Origin of the sequence: Agromyces sp. MMS24-K17 (assembly GCF_043950245.1) — a bacterium.
In the GTDB taxonomy this organism is placed as follows: domain Bacteria; phylum Actinomycetota; class Actinomycetes; order Actinomycetales; family Microbacteriaceae; genus Agromyces.
Genome location: NZ_CP171640.1, coordinates 3,099,894 through 3,113,264, shown reverse-complemented (window position 1 = coordinate 3,113,264; position 13,371 = coordinate 3,099,894). Strand labels below are relative to the sequence as shown.

14 protein-coding genes and 1 pseudogene are annotated in these 13,371 nt (G+C 72.4%); 9 read left to right on the top strand and 6 right to left on the bottom strand.

Annotation, left to right across the window (positions count from 1 at the left end):
• Positions 1–6 precede the first annotated feature (6 nt).
• From lepA to hemW, 3 genes and pseudogenes are all read left to right on the top strand, one after another.
• Entirely contained in the window at positions 7–1,863 is a 1,857-nt protein-coding gene (gene lepA, locus ACGGZK_RS14240) for a translation elongation factor 4 (RefSeq protein WP_395243288.1), read from the top strand.
• A 10-nt stretch (positions 1,864–1,873) separates the two neighbouring features.
• On the top strand, positions 1,874–2,518 hold the full coding sequence (locus tag ACGGZK_RS14235; RefSeq protein ID WP_395243287.1) for a DUF1990 family protein: 645 nt from the start codon (positions 1,874–1,876) through the stop codon (positions 2,516–2,518).
• A gap of 1 nt (position 2,519) precedes the next feature.
• Positions 2,520–3,745, top strand: a pseudogene (hemW, locus tag ACGGZK_RS14230) (radical SAM family heme chaperone HemW).
• Positions 3,746–3,794: 49 nt separating this feature from the next.
• On the opposite strand, the gene ACGGZK_RS14225 reads toward hemW, so the two are convergent.
• From ACGGZK_RS14225 to ACGGZK_RS14200, 6 genes are all read right to left on the bottom strand, one after another.
• The gene (locus ACGGZK_RS14225; protein ID WP_395243286.1) at positions 3,795–4,613 is read right to left on the bottom strand and encodes an ABC transporter permease; all 819 of its coding nucleotides are present in this window, start codon (positions 4,611–4,613) and stop codon (positions 3,795–3,797) included.
• Complete coding sequence (locus ACGGZK_RS14220; RefSeq protein WP_395243285.1) at positions 4,610–5,629, bottom strand: ABC transporter ATP-binding protein; 1,020 nt, start codon at positions 5,627–5,629, stop codon at positions 4,610–4,612. Before ACGGZK_RS14220 ends, ACGGZK_RS14225 begins: the two co-directional genes overlap by 4 nt.
• Before the next feature lie 71 nt (positions 5,630–5,700).
• The gene (locus ACGGZK_RS14215; protein WP_395243284.1) at positions 5,701–6,606 is read right to left on the bottom strand and encodes a permease prefix domain 1-containing protein; all 906 of its coding nucleotides are present in this window, start codon (positions 6,604–6,606) and stop codon (positions 5,701–5,703) included.
• Positions 6,603–6,995: a PadR family transcriptional regulator gene (locus ACGGZK_RS14210; RefSeq protein WP_395243283.1), complete on the bottom strand. Its 393-nt coding sequence runs from the start codon at positions 6,993–6,995 to the stop codon at positions 6,603–6,605. The genes ACGGZK_RS14215 and ACGGZK_RS14210 overlap by 4 nt, the downstream gene beginning before the upstream one ends.
• A gap of 171 nt (positions 6,996–7,166) precedes the next feature.
• Positions 7,167–7,637, bottom strand: coding sequence for a DUF4870 domain-containing protein (locus ACGGZK_RS14205; protein WP_395243282.1), 471 nt, complete (start codon positions 7,635–7,637; stop codon positions 7,167–7,169).
• A gap of 131 nt (positions 7,638–7,768) precedes the next feature.
• Positions 7,769–8,191 carry a DUF4870 domain-containing protein gene (locus tag ACGGZK_RS14200; protein ID WP_395243281.1) on the bottom strand — a complete coding sequence of 141 codons (423 nt, stop codon included), beginning with the start codon at positions 8,189–8,191 and terminating at the stop codon, positions 7,769–7,771.
• Positions 8,192–8,382: 191 nt separating this feature from the next.
• Between ACGGZK_RS14200 and hrcA the strand changes: the two genes are divergently transcribed.
• From hrcA to ybeY, 6 genes are all read left to right on the top strand, one after another.
• On the top strand, positions 8,383–9,405 hold the full coding sequence (gene hrcA / locus ACGGZK_RS14195) for a heat-inducible transcriptional repressor HrcA (protein WP_395243280.1): 1,023 nt from the start codon (positions 8,383–8,385) through the stop codon (positions 9,403–9,405).
• A 48-nt stretch (positions 9,406–9,453) separates the two neighbouring features.
• A complete protein-coding gene (dnaJ, locus tag ACGGZK_RS14190; RefSeq protein ID WP_395243279.1) occupies positions 9,454–10,557 on the top strand; it encodes a molecular chaperone DnaJ in 1,104 nt (367 codons plus the stop codon).
• A gap of 22 nt (positions 10,558–10,579) precedes the next feature.
• Entirely contained in the window at positions 10,580–11,314 is a 735-nt protein-coding gene (locus ACGGZK_RS14185) for a 16S rRNA (uracil(1498)-N(3))-methyltransferase (RefSeq protein ID WP_395243278.1), read from the top strand.
• 24 nt (positions 11,315–11,338) lie between these two features.
• On the top strand, positions 11,339–11,698 hold the full coding sequence (locus tag ACGGZK_RS14180; protein ID WP_395243277.1) for a histidine triad nucleotide-binding protein: 360 nt from the start codon (positions 11,339–11,341) through the stop codon (positions 11,696–11,698).
• 91 nt (positions 11,699–11,789) lie between these two features.
• A complete protein-coding gene (locus ACGGZK_RS14175) occupies positions 11,790–12,824 on the top strand; it encodes a PhoH family protein (protein ID WP_395246092.1) in 1,035 nt (344 codons plus the stop codon).
• An 83-nt stretch (positions 12,825–12,907) separates the two neighbouring features.
• Positions 12,908–13,369, top strand: coding sequence for an rRNA maturation RNase YbeY (gene ybeY, locus ACGGZK_RS14170; protein ID WP_395243276.1), 462 nt, complete (start codon positions 12,908–12,910; stop codon positions 13,367–13,369).
• Positions 13,370–13,371 lie beyond the last annotated feature (2 nt).

The window sequence follows — 13,371 nt, the reverse complement described above, 5'->3', positions numbered from 1 at the left end:
GACAGGATGTCTCCGAGAGCCGCCAACCCGCCGGTGCCCGCCGCCACCGACCCCGCGCTGATCCGCAACTTCTGCATCATCGCGCACATCGACCACGGCAAGTCGACGCTCGCCGACCGCATGCTCGGCATCACCGGGGTGGTGAGCGACCGCGACATGCGCGCCCAGTACCTCGACCGCATGGACATCGAGCGCGAGCGCGGCATCACCATCAAGAGCCAGGCGGTGCGCATGCCGTGGCAGCTCGACGGCACGTCGTACGCGCTGAACATGATCGACACCCCCGGGCACGTCGACTTCAGCTACGAGGTCTCGCGCTCGCTCGCGGCCTGCGAGGGCGCCATCCTCCTGGTCGACGCCGCGCAGGGCATCGAGGCCCAGACGCTCGCGAACCTGTACCTGGCGCTCGAGAACGACCTCGAGATCATCCCGGTGCTGAACAAGATCGACCTCCCGGCCGCGGAGCCGGAGAAGTACGCGCGCGAGCTCGCCGACCTCATCGGCGGCTCACCCGACGACGTGCTGCGCGTCTCCGGCAAGACCGGCGTCGGCGTCGAAGAGCTCCTCGACCGCGTCGTCGAGCGCATCCCGGCCCCGATCGGCAACGCCGACGCCCCGGCGCGCGCCATGATCTTCGACTCCGTCTACGACAGCTACCGCGGCGTGGTCACCTACGTCCGCATGGTCGACGGCCAGCTCAACCCGCGCGAGCGCATCCAGATGATGTCGACCAAGGCGACCCACGAGATCCTCGAGATCGGCGTGAGCGCCCCCGAGCCGACCCCGACCAAGGGGCTCGGCGTCGGCGAGGTCGGCTACCTCATCACCGGCGTGAAGGACGTGCGCCAGTCGAAGGTCGGCGACACGGTCACCACCGCCGTCAAGTCGGCGACCGAGGCGCTGGCCGGGTACACCGAGCCGCTGCCGATGGTGTTCTCGGGTCTCTACCCGATCGACGGCAGCGACTACCCCGAGCTGCGCGAGGCCCTCGACAAGCTGAAGCTGTCGGATGCCGCGCTCGTCTACGAGCCCGAGACCTCGGTCGCGCTGGGCTTCGGCTTCCGCGCCGGCTTCCTCGGGCTGCTGCACCTCGAGATCGTGACCGAGCGGCTCCGCCGCGAGTTCGGGCTCGACATCATCAACACCGCCCCGTCGGTGGTCTACGAGGTGACGACGGAGGACAAGAAGACCGTCACCGTCACGAACCCGAGCGAGTTCCCGACCGGCGGCAAGATCGCCGAGGTGCGCGAGCCCATCGTGCGGGCCGCGATCCTCGCGCCCAAGGACTACGTCGGCACGATCATGGAGCTCTGCCAGTCGCGTCGCGGCACCCTGCTCGGCATGGAGTACCTCGGCGAGGACCGCGTCGAGATCCGCTACAACATGCCGCTCGGCGAGATCGTCTTCGACTTCTTCGACAACCTGAAGTCGAAGACCGCCGGCTACGCCTCGCTCGACTACGAGCCCGCCGGCGACCAGGCCGCCGACCTGGTGAAGGTCGACATCCTGCTGCAGGGCGAGCAGGTCGACGCGTTCAGCGCGATCGTGCACCGCGACAAGGCGTACGCGTACGGCGTGCTCATGACCGGGCGGCTCCGCGAGCTCATCCCGCGCCAGCAGTTCGAGGTGCCCATCCAGGCCGCGATCGGCGCCCGCATCATCGCGCGCGAGTCGATCCGCGCGATGCGCAAGGACGTGCTCGCCAAGTGCTACGGCGGCGACATCACCCGCAAGCGGAAGCTCCTCGAGAAGCAGAAGGAGGGCAAGAAGCGCATGAAGATGGTCGGCCGCGTGGAGGTGCCCCAGGAGGCGTTCATCGCCGCGCTCTCGGGAGACACCGAGAAGAAGGACGCGAAGAAGTAGGAGGCGACGGATGACCCGCCGGAGCACCTTCACCGATCAATCCGTCACGTACGGGGCCATCGGCGCCACCCTCGACCCCGATTTCCTGCGGTATCCGCCGGCCGGCTTCCGGCCCGCGGAGGATGCCGTGAAGATCGGCTCGGGCACCGAGCGCTTCGAGCGCGCCGCCGAGGAGCTCATGACCTGGGGCGTCCAGCGCGGCGCCGGGTTCCAGGTCGAGGGCGTGACGGAGGGCACGGGCACCCAGTACACCGGGGTCGTCTACGACGCCGAGGGGGCCCCGGTCGCCGGCGAGGCGCCGCGCACCGAGCAGCGCTTCACCGAGCAGGGCGTGCCGTGGATCACGGCGGGCCTGACGGCGAACCTCGTGCGCCGCGGCCGCCTCCGCTCGCACGTCACCCCCGTGCTCGTGGTCTACGTGATCGACGAGCCCGACCGGATCGGGTTCGCCTACGGCACGACCGGCCACGGCGGCGAGGTCGGCGAGGAGTCGTTCATCCTGGAGCGGCGTGAGGACGACGGGGTCTGGCTGACGATCCGGTCGATCCTGCACGGGCCCGACGGCGCCGGCGCACTGCTGCGCCCCCGCGTGCGTCGCCGGCGTCGCGACCTCACGCGCCGCGAGCTGCGCGCACTGCATCCCGCGTTCGTCTGACATGGCCGGACCGCTCCCCATCGCGGACCCGGCCCCCGCCGACGGGCTCCTGCCCGCATCGGCCGCGGCCGACGCCGATGCCCGCGCCTTCGGCGTGTACCTGCACGTGCCGTTCTGCCGGGTGCGCTGCGGGTACTGCGACTTCAACACGTACACGTCGGGCGAGCTGCGCGGCGCCCGCCAGGAGGACTACGCCGACCAGGCGGTCGGGGAGGTGCGGTTCGCCGGGCGGGTGCTCGAGGCGTCGGGCCTGCCCGCGCGCCCCGCCGAGACCGTCTTCTTCGGCGGCGGCACGCCGACCCTGCTGCCCGCCGCCGACCTGGTGCGGATGCTGGCGGCGGTGCGCGACGAGTTCGGGCTCGCGGCCGGTGCCGAGGTCACCACCGAGGCGAACCCCGACTCGGTCGACCGCGACGACCTGCGGGCCCTCGCCGACGGCGGGTTCACGCGCGTGTCGTTCGGCATGCAGTCGGCCGTGCCGCACGTGCTCGCGGCGCTCGACCGCACCCACGACCCGGCGCGCATCCCGCTCGTCGTGCGCTGGGCCCGCGAGGCGGGCCTCGACGTCAGCCTCGACCTGATCTACGGCACGCCGGGGGAGTCGCTCGACGACTGGCGCCGGAGCGTCGAGGCGGTCGTCGCCGAGCGGCCCGACCACGTCAGCGCGTACGCGCTCATCGTCGAGGACGGCACGAAGCTCGCGAGGCAGATCCGCCGCGGCGAGCTCGCGCAGCCCGACGACGACCTCGAGGCCGACATGTACGAGTTGGCCGACGAGGCGTTCGGCGCGGCCGGCTTCGAGTGGTACGAGGTCTCGAACTGGGCGACGGATGCCTCGCACCGGTCGCGGCACAACCTCGGCTACTGGCGGGGCGACGACTGGTGGGGCATCGGTCCCGGTGCGCACAGCCACGTCGGCGGCGTGCGGTGGTGGAACGCGAAGCATCCGGCCGCGTACGCCGAGCGGATCGCGGCGGGCGTCTCCCCGGGGTGGGGCGCGAGGTGCTCGACGCGGCCACCCGGGAGACCGAGCGCGTGCTGCTGCTGAGCCGCATCCGCGAGGGCATCGCGGTGTCGTCGCTGCACGCGGGCGGCCGGCACGCCGTGGCGGGCCTGATCGCCGACGGCCTGGTGGACGCACGGGCCGCCCTCGGCGGCCGGCTCACGCTGACCCGCCGCGGGCGACTGCTCGCCGACGCGGTCGTACGGCGGCTCCTGGGCGACTGAGGCCCGTCCGGCTGTCCGGCACCGGACGGACCTGTCTGCCTGTCGATGGTCAGACCGACCGCTGGTAGCTCCGCAGCGACCCGACGGCCCAGCAGAACGCGGCGGCCGCGAGGGCGAAGAGCAGACCGACCTGTCCGGCCACGAGCGCCGCGTCGCCGGTGCCCGTGAGGCCGGCGCGGCCGACCTCGACGGCCCAGGTCAGCGGGTTCCACGCCGCGACGGCGGCGATCCAGTCGGGCAGCAGGTCGGCGGGCATCATCGTCATCGACAGGAACGTGGCGGGCAGCACGACGACCTGGCTGAGCCCGATCAGGGCGACCTGGTTGCGGGTGGTGAGCGCGACGGCGCACGACATCGAGCAGAACGCCGCGGCCAGGAGCGTAGCCGCGAACAGGGCGAGCGCGATGCCGGGGAGGCCGCCGTCGTACCGGACGCCGCCGAGGTAGCCGATGCCGAGCACGACGACCGACTGGGCGAGGTTCACGACGAGCTGCTGCAGCAGTTGGCCGGTCACGATCGCGGTGCGGGAGATGGGCGCGGTCAGCAGCTGGTCCATGACGCCCGAGCCGACGTCGTCGATGTAGCCGGTGCCGGCCCAGGCGCCCGAGTAGAGCACCGTCATCATGAGCACGCCGGGCACGAGGTAGGCGAGGTAGCCGCCGTCGCCGAAGGCGGGCAGGGCGCCGAGCGAGGAGAAGACCTGCCCGAACAGCAGGATCCAGATCACCGGCTGGATCAGGCTCATCACCGGGCCCCAGGCCTGTCGCAGGGTGCCGGTCATCCAGCGACGGAAGACCTGGCCGGTCTGGGTGAACCAGCCGGCGTCGCGCGGGCGCGCGAGGCGTGCGGGGGCGAGCGTGGCGGTCATGCGGCCGCTCCTTCCGAGTCGGACACGGCCGAGGCGGTCGCGTCGAAGCTGTGGCCGACGTGGTGCAGGTACACGTCGTCGAGGGTGGGGGCCGAGACGGATGCCGCGCCGAAGGCGACGCCGGCGGCCTCGAGCGCGCCGAGGACCGCCGGGAGCGCGGCGGCGGCGTCGGCCACGCGCGCCGTCAGCTCGCCGGCCGTGCCGCGGACCTCGACGACGACGTCGCGGAGGCCGGCGACCGTCGCGGCGGTGCGCCGGACCAGGCCGTCGTCGGGCTCGACGAGCGCGACGCGGAGCGTCTCGCCGCGAAGGGCGGCCTTGAGTTCGGGAGACGTGCCCGACACCACCTCGACGCCGCGGTCGATGAGCACGAGCCGGTCGGCGAGGCGGTCGGCCTCCTCGAGGTAGTGCGTCGTGAGCACCACGGTCAGGGCGTCCTCGGTGCGGAGTCGGCGGATCTCCGCCCACATCGCGGCGCGCGACTCCGGGTCGAGCCCGGTGGTGGGCTCGTCGAGGAACAGCACCGATGGGCGGTGGGTGAGCGCGGCCGCGACGTCGAGCCGGCGGCGCAGGCCGCCGGAGAACTTCGCGACCGGGCGGGCGCGGTGCTCCGCGAGGCCGAACTCGTCGAGCAGACGCCGGGCGCGCTCCCGCGCATCGGCGTGGGAGAGGCCCCGGAGGCGCGCCGCGAGGACGAGGTTCTCCTCGGCGGTCAGCAGCGGATCGGTGCCGGTGCCCTGCGAGACGTAGCCGATGAGCCGGCGCACGGCGGCCGGCTCCCGGGTCACGTCGTGGCCGTGCACGCGGGCGGTGCCCGAGGTCGGTCGGCTGAGCGTCGTGAGGATCTTCGTCGTGGTCGACTTGCCGGCCCCGTTCGGGCCGAGGAGGCCGGTGACGGCTCCGGCGGCGAGGTCGAGGTCGAGTCCGCGGAGGGCGTTGACGGGCGGTCGGCCGCGCCCGCCGGGGTACGTCTTCGTGAGGGCGTCCGCCGTGATGGCAGGGGAGGAGGAGGTCATGTCGTGCTCCGAGTGCTCCGGTGGTGGATCGAACGGATGGGCCGAGGCGGGGACGGCGGGCGGAGCCCGGGTCAGCGCTTCGGGGGGAAGAGCATGCGCGCGAGCAGCAGGAACCACAGCGCGAATGCGGCGACGAGGGCGAGCCACGACCAGGCCCAGCCGACGGTGAGGCTGAGCACCACGAAGACCGTGATCGCGACCAGCCAGAGGACGACGGTGTACATGCCGAACCGGGCGGCGGCCGCCGGGTCCTGGCTGAACGCGTCGACCGCGTCGGGCGCGCCGGCCTGGTGGCCGAGCACCCAGGACTTGTGCCGGTTGGTCGTGGTGGCGCCGAGCCAGGAGAAGAGCGCGATGCCGGCGACGGTCGCGACGGCGGCGGCCACGAGCCATCCGGCGTCGAGGCCGCGCACGACGAGCCATCCGATGCCGAGGCCGCCCAGCGTGAGCGCGACCGCCGCGCCGAAGCCGGCCGCGCGGCCGGCGGGGAGCGGATGGTTCGTCGTCGTCTCCTGGCGGAGCGCGTCGGCCGTCACCCAGCCCAACGGCAGCGCGATGGCGGCGACGGCGACGGCCAGGCCGCCGAGGCCGACCGCGAGCAGGCCCGCGGCCTCGAGCACGACGACCGCGAGCGCGGCCGCGGCGAGCAGGCTGAGCAGCACGGTCCTGACCACGAACGCGGGCCTCGGGCGGACCCGGTGGCGCAGGTGGTCGGCCGCCGCGGAGCGCGGGCCGGCGTCGGTGGCGGCGACCTCGGTGACGATGCCGCGCACGTCGCCGAGCTCGTCGATCGCCTGCCGGGCGGCCCGGTCGGGCGCGACACCGGATGCCTCGAGCTCGTCGACGCGGGCGACGAGGTTGGTCCGCATCTCCTCCTTGAGGTCCTGCACGTCGGGCGTCGGCTCGATGCCGGCGAAGGCCTCGTCGAGGAGTCGGTGGATGGAGCCGCCGGTCGGGCGGATCGGTTCGGTGCTCATGCGCGTGGTCCTTCTTCGGTGCTCGGTCGTGCGGCGCGCAGGTCGAGCAGCGCGTCGATGATGTCTCGGGTGGCCGCCCAGGCGGCGACGTTGCGGGCGTACACGGCCCGGCCGGCGTCGGTGATGCGGTAGTACTTGCGGCGGCCGCCCTGGCTCTCGTCGCCCCAGTAGGCCTCGGCGAGGCCGTCCTTCTGGAGGCGGCGGTAGGCGGCGTAGAGCGTCGCCTCCTTGATCTCGTGGCGGCCGCCGGTGGCGTCGCGGATCGTCTTGTAGATCTCGAAGCCGTAGCGGTCGCCTCGGCGGAGGACGCCGAGGACGATCGTGTCGGTGTGCCCGCGGAGGAGGTCGGCGGCGAACGCGTCGTCGACGAGGGCGGGGTTGTCTGTCATGACTAGTACTGTATCTGATCAAGTACTAGACGTGCAAGACCCGATGCACGCGTCCGGAACGTCGGTCGCGACGACCGACCACGACGGGTGGACCGGAACGCACGAAGCCCGCCGCCGGCGGGGCCGGGGCGGGCTTCGCGTGCTCGGCGGTTCGCCGCCGGACGCCGGGCTTCAGTGCACGAACTTGATCGCGATCGGGTAGGTGTACGGCTGGCCCTGGTTGGCCTTGATCGCCGCGATGATGCAGAAGATGATGTTGACGGCCCAGACCGCGAACCAGAGGATCAGGCCGATCAGCACGAACGACAGCACCAGGCTCACGATGTAGCCGATGAGCACCGTCAACTGGAAGTTCAGCGCCGTCGCGGAGTGCTCGCGGATGAACGGGCCCCGGTCCTTCAGGACGAGGTAGCCGACGAGCGCCGGGATGAAGTTGAAGAGCGCGCCGCCGATGTGGATGAGCGTCGCCCACAGCTTCTCGTCGGACGGGCTGAGCGGCTGGCTCTGCTGGTACCCGGCCGGCTGCTGGTACGGGTTCGGCGGTGGGACCGCGCCGGGCGGCGGGCCGCCTGCGGGAGGCGGCGGCGGAGTCGGCGGGCCGGGCGGATCGGTGGGCGGGGGAGGCGGCGTTGCGTCGGACATGAGTCCTCCTCGGTGAGTTCCACTGAAACACGAGCAGTAGTCACATGCTGGCACGAAAACGCGCGCCGCGGGAGAGGACGCTCCCGCGGCGCGCGATCCGGTTCACGGCCCGGTCGGCCGCCGATTCCGGGCTACTTGATGAGGCGGATGGCGAACGGGTAGCGGTAGTGGTGGCCGTCCTTCGCCTTGAGGAAGCCCTGGATCGAGAACACGATCACGAGGACCCAGAGCGCGAGCGGCAGGATCCAGCCGACGAAGCCCCAGAACCCGAACGTCACGGCCACGAGGATCGTGTTGAGGATCGAGATCGCCACGTACGCGATGGTGGCGGTGATCTGGAAGTTCAGCGCCTCCTTCGCCTCGGTGTTCGTGAACTGGCCGCGGTCCTTGAAGACGAGCCAGATGATCAGCGAGGGCAGGAAGCCGAGGATGCCGCCGAGGTGGGCGAACGACGCCCACTGCGCGTCCTGCTCGGGCGAGAGCGGGGCGGCGGGGGCCGCGTACTGCGTCGGCTGCTGGCCGGCGGGGTCGGGGGTGGCATTCGGATCGGACATGGCGGATCGCCTTTCGAGGAATGGAGCGGTGCCGCTCTCGCGGCGTCCGCGCGGGGACGGGGGGCGCGGACTGGAGCCAAGCTAGCGCCGCTGATCGGCGCGTGGCAACGGTGCAGGCCCTGAGACGTCACGGGGCGATAGGATTGGCAGTCAGCCTGAGTGAGTGCCAGTCGACCGGAAGCGAGGGATCCATGGTCTCGGAGCGAGGTCTCGCCGTCCTCCGCGCGATCGTGCAGGACTACGTCGCATCGCGGGAGCCCGTCGGTTCGAAGTCGATCGTCGACCGCCACGCGTTCGGCGTGTCCGCGGCGACCATCCGCAACGACATGGCGCTCCTCGAGGAGGAGGAGCTCATCGTGGCCCCGCACACCTCCTCCGGCCGCATCCCGACCGACAAGGGCTACCGCGTCTTCGTCGACCAGCTCAGCGACGTCCGCCCGATGAGCGGCGCGCAGCGGCACGCGATCGAGACCTTCCTCGGCGAGTCGAACGACCTCGACGAGCTGCTGAGCCGCACGGTGCGACTCATCGCGCAGCTGACGAACCAGCTCGCCGTCGTGCAGGTGCCCACCTTCCAGACCGCACGCGTCCGGCACGTCGAGCTCGTCCAGCTCGCCCCGACGCGGGTGCTCTGCATCCTCATCACCGACGGCGGCCAGGTCGAGCAGCGGCTCGCCGAGCTCTCCGACGCGGTCGACTCCGACACCCTCGCCGACCTCCGCGTCCGCCTGAACGACGTCGCCGACGGGAAGACGGTGGCCGAGGCATCCGCCGCGCTGTCGGGGGAGCTCACCACCACCGACCCGCGCCACGCGGCCGTGCTGCACACCCTCGCGCTGACCCTCGCCGAGCTCGCCCGCGCGCAGCGCGGCGACCGCCTCGTGATCGCCGGCGCCGCGAACCTCGTGCGCACCGAGCAGGACTTCTCGGGCTCCATCCTCGACGTCATCGAGGCGATCGAGGAGCAGGTGGTCGTGCTCCGCCTGTTCGGCGAGATGGCGTCCGACCCGCACGGCATCGCGGTGCGCATCGGCCGCGAGAATGCGCCGTTCGGGCTCGCCGAGGCCTCGGTCGTGTCGACCGCGTTCGCGGTGCCCGGCCGCGACGTCTCCCGGCTCGGCGTCGTCGGGCCCACCCGCATGGACTACTCCACGAGCATGGCCGCCGTGCGCGCCGTCGCCCGCTACCTCTCGCGCACGCTCGGCGAGCGCTGACCTGCGGCCGGTGCGACCGGCCGACCCCGACGAAAGGAACCGCCCTCCGTGGCCGACCACTACGAGGTCCTCGGCGTCTCGCGCGACGCCTCCCAGGAAGAGATCAAGAAGGCCTACCGGCGGCTCGCCCGCGAGCTCCACCCCGACGTGAACCCGAGCGCCGAATCATCCGAGCGCTTCAAGGAGGTCACGCACGCCTACGACGTGCTGAGCGACCCGCAGCAGCGCCAGCAGTACGACCTCGGCGGCGGTCAGGGCGGGTTCGGCGGCGCGCAGGGCTTCGGCGGGTTCGGCGACATCTTCGAGACGTTCTTCGGCGGCGGCCAGCAGTCGCGCGGACCGCGCAGCCGCCGCGAGCGCGGCCAGGACGCGCTTATCCGCGTCGAGGTCGGGCTCGAGGAGGTCGTCTTCGGCACGCATCGCGACCTCGAGGTCGACACCGCGATCCTGTGCGAGACCTGCCACGGCTCGTGCTGCCAGCCGGGCACCGCGCCCGTCACGTGCGACATCTGCCACGGCACCGGCTCCATCCAGCGCACGGTCCGCTCGCTCCTCGGCAACGTGATGACCTCGAGCCCGTGCGGCACCTGCCGCGGCTACGGCACGGTCATCGCGACGCCGTGCGTCACCTGCCAGGGCCAGGGCCGCGTGCGCGCGCGCCGCACGGTGCCGGTCGACATCCCCGGCGGCGTCGACACCGGGCTGCGCCTGCAGATGCCCGGCTCCGGCGAGGCGGGCCCCGCCGGCGGCCCGAACGGCGACCTCTACCTCGAGATCAAGGTGCGCAACCACGAGGTGTTCAGCCGCAACGGCGACGACCTCCTGTGCACCCTCGAGGTCCAGATGACCGACGCGATCCTCGGCACCACCGCCACCGTCGAGGCGCTCGACGGCGACGTGCAGGTCGACCTGAAGCCGGGCCTGCAGTCGGGCGAGGTGCTCACGGTCAAGGACCGCGGCGTGTCCCGCCTGCGCGGCAACGGCCGCGGCGACCTGCGCATCGGCATCCACGTGGTCACGCCGACGAAGCTCTCCGGCAAGGAGCGGCAGCTCATCGAGCAGTTCGCCGCCGCCCACAAGTCGCACCGGCCGCAGCTGGGCCACTTCCAGCAGGGGCTGTTCGCCCGCCTGCGCGACAAGTTCCTCGGCTGACCGGGGAACACGGAGGAGTTCGATGAGCAGCCTGTACCTCGACGAGCGACTCGCGCTCGACGGCGTCGCGCCCGGCGACCGGGTGGTGCTCGACGGCGACGAGGCCCGGCACGCGGTCACCGTGGCGCGCGTCCGCGTCGGCGAACGCGTCGCGATCGGCGACGGCCGCGGCACGATCGTGCGCGGCACCGTCGCGGCGACCGAGGCGCGGTCGCTCGACCTCGAGGTCGAGGAGGTGCTGGTCGAGGATGCCCCGGCCGTGCGCCTGACCCTCGTGCAGGCGCTCGCGAAGGGCGACCGCGACGAGCTCGCCGTGCAGGCGGCCACCGAGCTCGGCGTCGACCGGATCGTGCCGTGGGCCGCCGCCCGGTCGGTGTCGCGCTGGGACGGCCCGAAGGCCGCGAAGGGCCGGCAGCGCTGGGCGACGATCGTGCGCGAGGCCGTGAAGCAGTCCATCCGCTCCCGGCTGCCCGAGGTCGACGAGCTGGCCACCACCGGCCAGCTGCCGGCGCGGCTCGAGGGTGCGCGGATCCTCCTGCTCGAGCCGACCGCCGAGCTGGCACTCACCGCCCTCGAGCCCGACGGCCGCGAGATCGCGCTGGTCGTCGGCCCGGAGGGCGGCATCGCCCCGGCGGAGCTCGAGCGACTCGGCGGCGCCGGAGCCGAGCCCGTGCGGCTCGGGGCATCCGTCCTCCGCACCTCGACGGCGGGCCCCGCGGCGATCGCCGTGCTGAGCGCCCGCCTCGGGCGGTGGTGAGGCATCGCTCGCTACGATGGGAAGATGACCGAAACCGTCGACCGGCCCACCGTCTTCGAGCGCATCGCGGCGCGTGAGATCCCGGCGACCGTGGTCGCCGAGACCGATCGCGTGATCGCGTTCAACGACATCGCGCCGAAGGCGCCGGTGCACGTCATCGTGACGCCCAAGTCGGGCGACCACCGCGACGTGGCCGAACTGGCGGCCGCCGATCCCGGCCTGCTCGCCGAGCTGGTCGAGGTCGCGCGGACCGTCGCCGAGGACCTGGCCGACGGCCAGTTCCGTCTCGTCTTCAACACCGGCCCGAACGCCGGACAGACCGTCTTCCACGTGCACGCCCATGTGCTCGCCGGAGGCCTCGAGGAGGGCACGCTTGCCGGCTGACCAGACCGGACCCCTGGGCGCGGATGCGCCCGCCGACTTCACCGGCGGCGACCTCGCCGACGAGGAGCGGCTCAGCATCGACGGCATCGCCATGGTGCGCCTGCTCGGCCCGCAGGACCGCCTGCTGTCGTCGATCCAGCACGAGTACCCGGGCGTCACGGTGCACGTCCGCGGCAACGAGATCGCGATCCGCGGCGAGGCCGACGAGCGCCTGCGCGTCCGACGCCTGATCGAGGAGCTCCTCGAGCTCGTGCGCAACGGCCAGGACCCGACGCCGACCGAGGTGCGCAGCTCGGCCCGCATCCTCGACCACGACCCCGGGGCACGCCCCTCGGAGCTGCTCGGCCAGGTGATCCTGTCGAGCCGCGGCAAGTCCATCCGCCCGAAGACGGAGGGCCAGCGCGAGTACGTCGACGCGATCGACGACCACACCATCGTGTTCGGCATCGGGCCCGCGGGTACCGGCAAGACCTACCTCGCGATGGCGAAGGCCGTGCAGGCGCTCCAGCGCAAGGAGGTCAGCCGCATCATCCTGACCCGTCCGGCCGTCGAGGCCGGCGAGCGGCTGGGCTTCCTGCCGGGCACGCTCACCGACAAGATCGACCCGTACCTGCGCCCGCTCTACGACGCGCTCAACGAGATGATGGACCCGGAGCTGGTGCCGAAGCTCCTCGCGTCGGGCACCGTCGAGGTCGCGCCGCTCGCGTACATGCGCGGCCGCACCCTGAACGACTCGTTCGTCGTGCTCGACGAGGCGCAGAACACGACGCCCGAGCAGATGAAGATGTTCCTGACGCGACTCGGCTTCGGGTCGAAGATGGTCGTCACCGGCGACATCACCCAGGTCGACCTGCCCGGCGGCGCGAGCGGCCTGCGGCTCGTCACGCGCATCCTCGACTCGATCGACGACATCCACTTCAGTCGCCTCACGAGCGACGACGTCGTGCGCCACACGCTCGTCGGCCGCATCGTCGACGCCTACACCGAGTACGACCAGCGGCAGCAGGCGCAGCGGTTCGAGCGCGACCAGGCCCGCGAGTTCGCCAATCGCGCTGAGCGCCGCGGCCGCGCGCCGCGCGACCACCAGCCGCCACGCGACCACCAGCCGCCCAGGCCCAGGGGCTGACGCCGGATGCCCCTCCCCATGCCGCACGCCGCGCGAGCGACCCGCACGCCCCGACCGACACTGCACCCACCGAAGGGGACCCCGTGAGCATCGAGATCAACAACGAGTCGGCGATCGAGGTCGACGAGGCCGCCATCCAGCGCCTCGCCGTGTACGCGCTCGACGCGATGCACGTGCACGCCGACGCGGAGCTCGCGATCGTCCTCGTCGACGAGGGCGCGATGGAGCAGTTGCACGTGCAGTGGATGGACGAGCCCGGCCCGACCGACGTGCTCAGCTTCCCGATGGACGAGCTGCGCCCCGGCACCGAGGAGCAGCCGGCGCCTCCCGGGCTCCTCGGCGACGTCGTGCTCTGTCCGCAGGTGGCGGAGTCGCAGGCGAAGGCGGCGGGGCACTCGCTGCTCGACGAGCTCCAGCTCCTGACGACGCACGGCATCCTGCACCTGCTCGGCTTCGACCACGCGGAGCCCGACGAGGAGAAGGAGATGTTCGGCATCCAGCGGGACATCCTGGTGGGCTTCGCGATGCAGGAGCGCCGTCGCTGACG

Excerpts from the sequence above, each read along its gene's own strand:
- lepA (WP_395243288.1), top strand. The coding sequence starts at position 7 with ATGTCTCCGAGAGCCGCCAACCCGCCGGTGCCCGCCGCCACCGACCCC.
- ACGGZK_RS14235 (WP_395243287.1), top strand. The coding sequence starts at position 1,874 with ATGACCCGCCGGAGCACCTTCACCGATCAATCCGTCACGTACGGGGCC.
- ACGGZK_RS14225 (WP_395243286.1), bottom strand. The coding sequence starts at position 4,613 with ATGACCGCCACGCTCGCCCCCGCACGCCTCGCGCGCCCGCGCGACGCC.
- ACGGZK_RS14220 (WP_395243285.1), bottom strand. The coding sequence starts at position 5,629 with ATGACCTCCTCCTCCCCTGCCATCACGGCGGACGCCCTCACGAAGACG.
- ACGGZK_RS14215 (WP_395243284.1), bottom strand. The coding sequence starts at position 6,606 with ATGAGCACCGAACCGATCCGCCCGACCGGCGGCTCCATCCACCGACTC.
- ACGGZK_RS14210 (WP_395243283.1), bottom strand. The coding sequence starts at position 6,995 with ATGACAGACAACCCCGCCCTCGTCGACGACGCGTTCGCCGCCGACCTC.
- ACGGZK_RS14205 (WP_395243282.1), bottom strand. The coding sequence starts at position 7,637 with ATGTCCGACGCAACGCCGCCTCCCCCGCCCACCGATCCGCCCGGCCCG.
- ACGGZK_RS14200 (WP_395243281.1), bottom strand. The coding sequence starts at position 8,191 with ATGTCCGATCCGAATGCCACCCCCGACCCCGCCGGCCAGCAGCCGACG.
- hrcA (WP_395243280.1), top strand. The coding sequence starts at position 8,383 with ATGGTCTCGGAGCGAGGTCTCGCCGTCCTCCGCGCGATCGTGCAGGAC.
- ACGGZK_RS14185 (WP_395243278.1), top strand. The coding sequence starts at position 10,580 with ATGAGCAGCCTGTACCTCGACGAGCGACTCGCGCTCGACGGCGTCGCG.
- ACGGZK_RS14180 (WP_395243277.1), top strand. The coding sequence starts at position 11,339 with ATGACCGAAACCGTCGACCGGCCCACCGTCTTCGAGCGCATCGCGGCG.
- ACGGZK_RS14175 (WP_395246092.1), top strand. The coding sequence starts at position 11,790 with ATGGTGCGCCTGCTCGGCCCGCAGGACCGCCTGCTGTCGTCGATCCAG.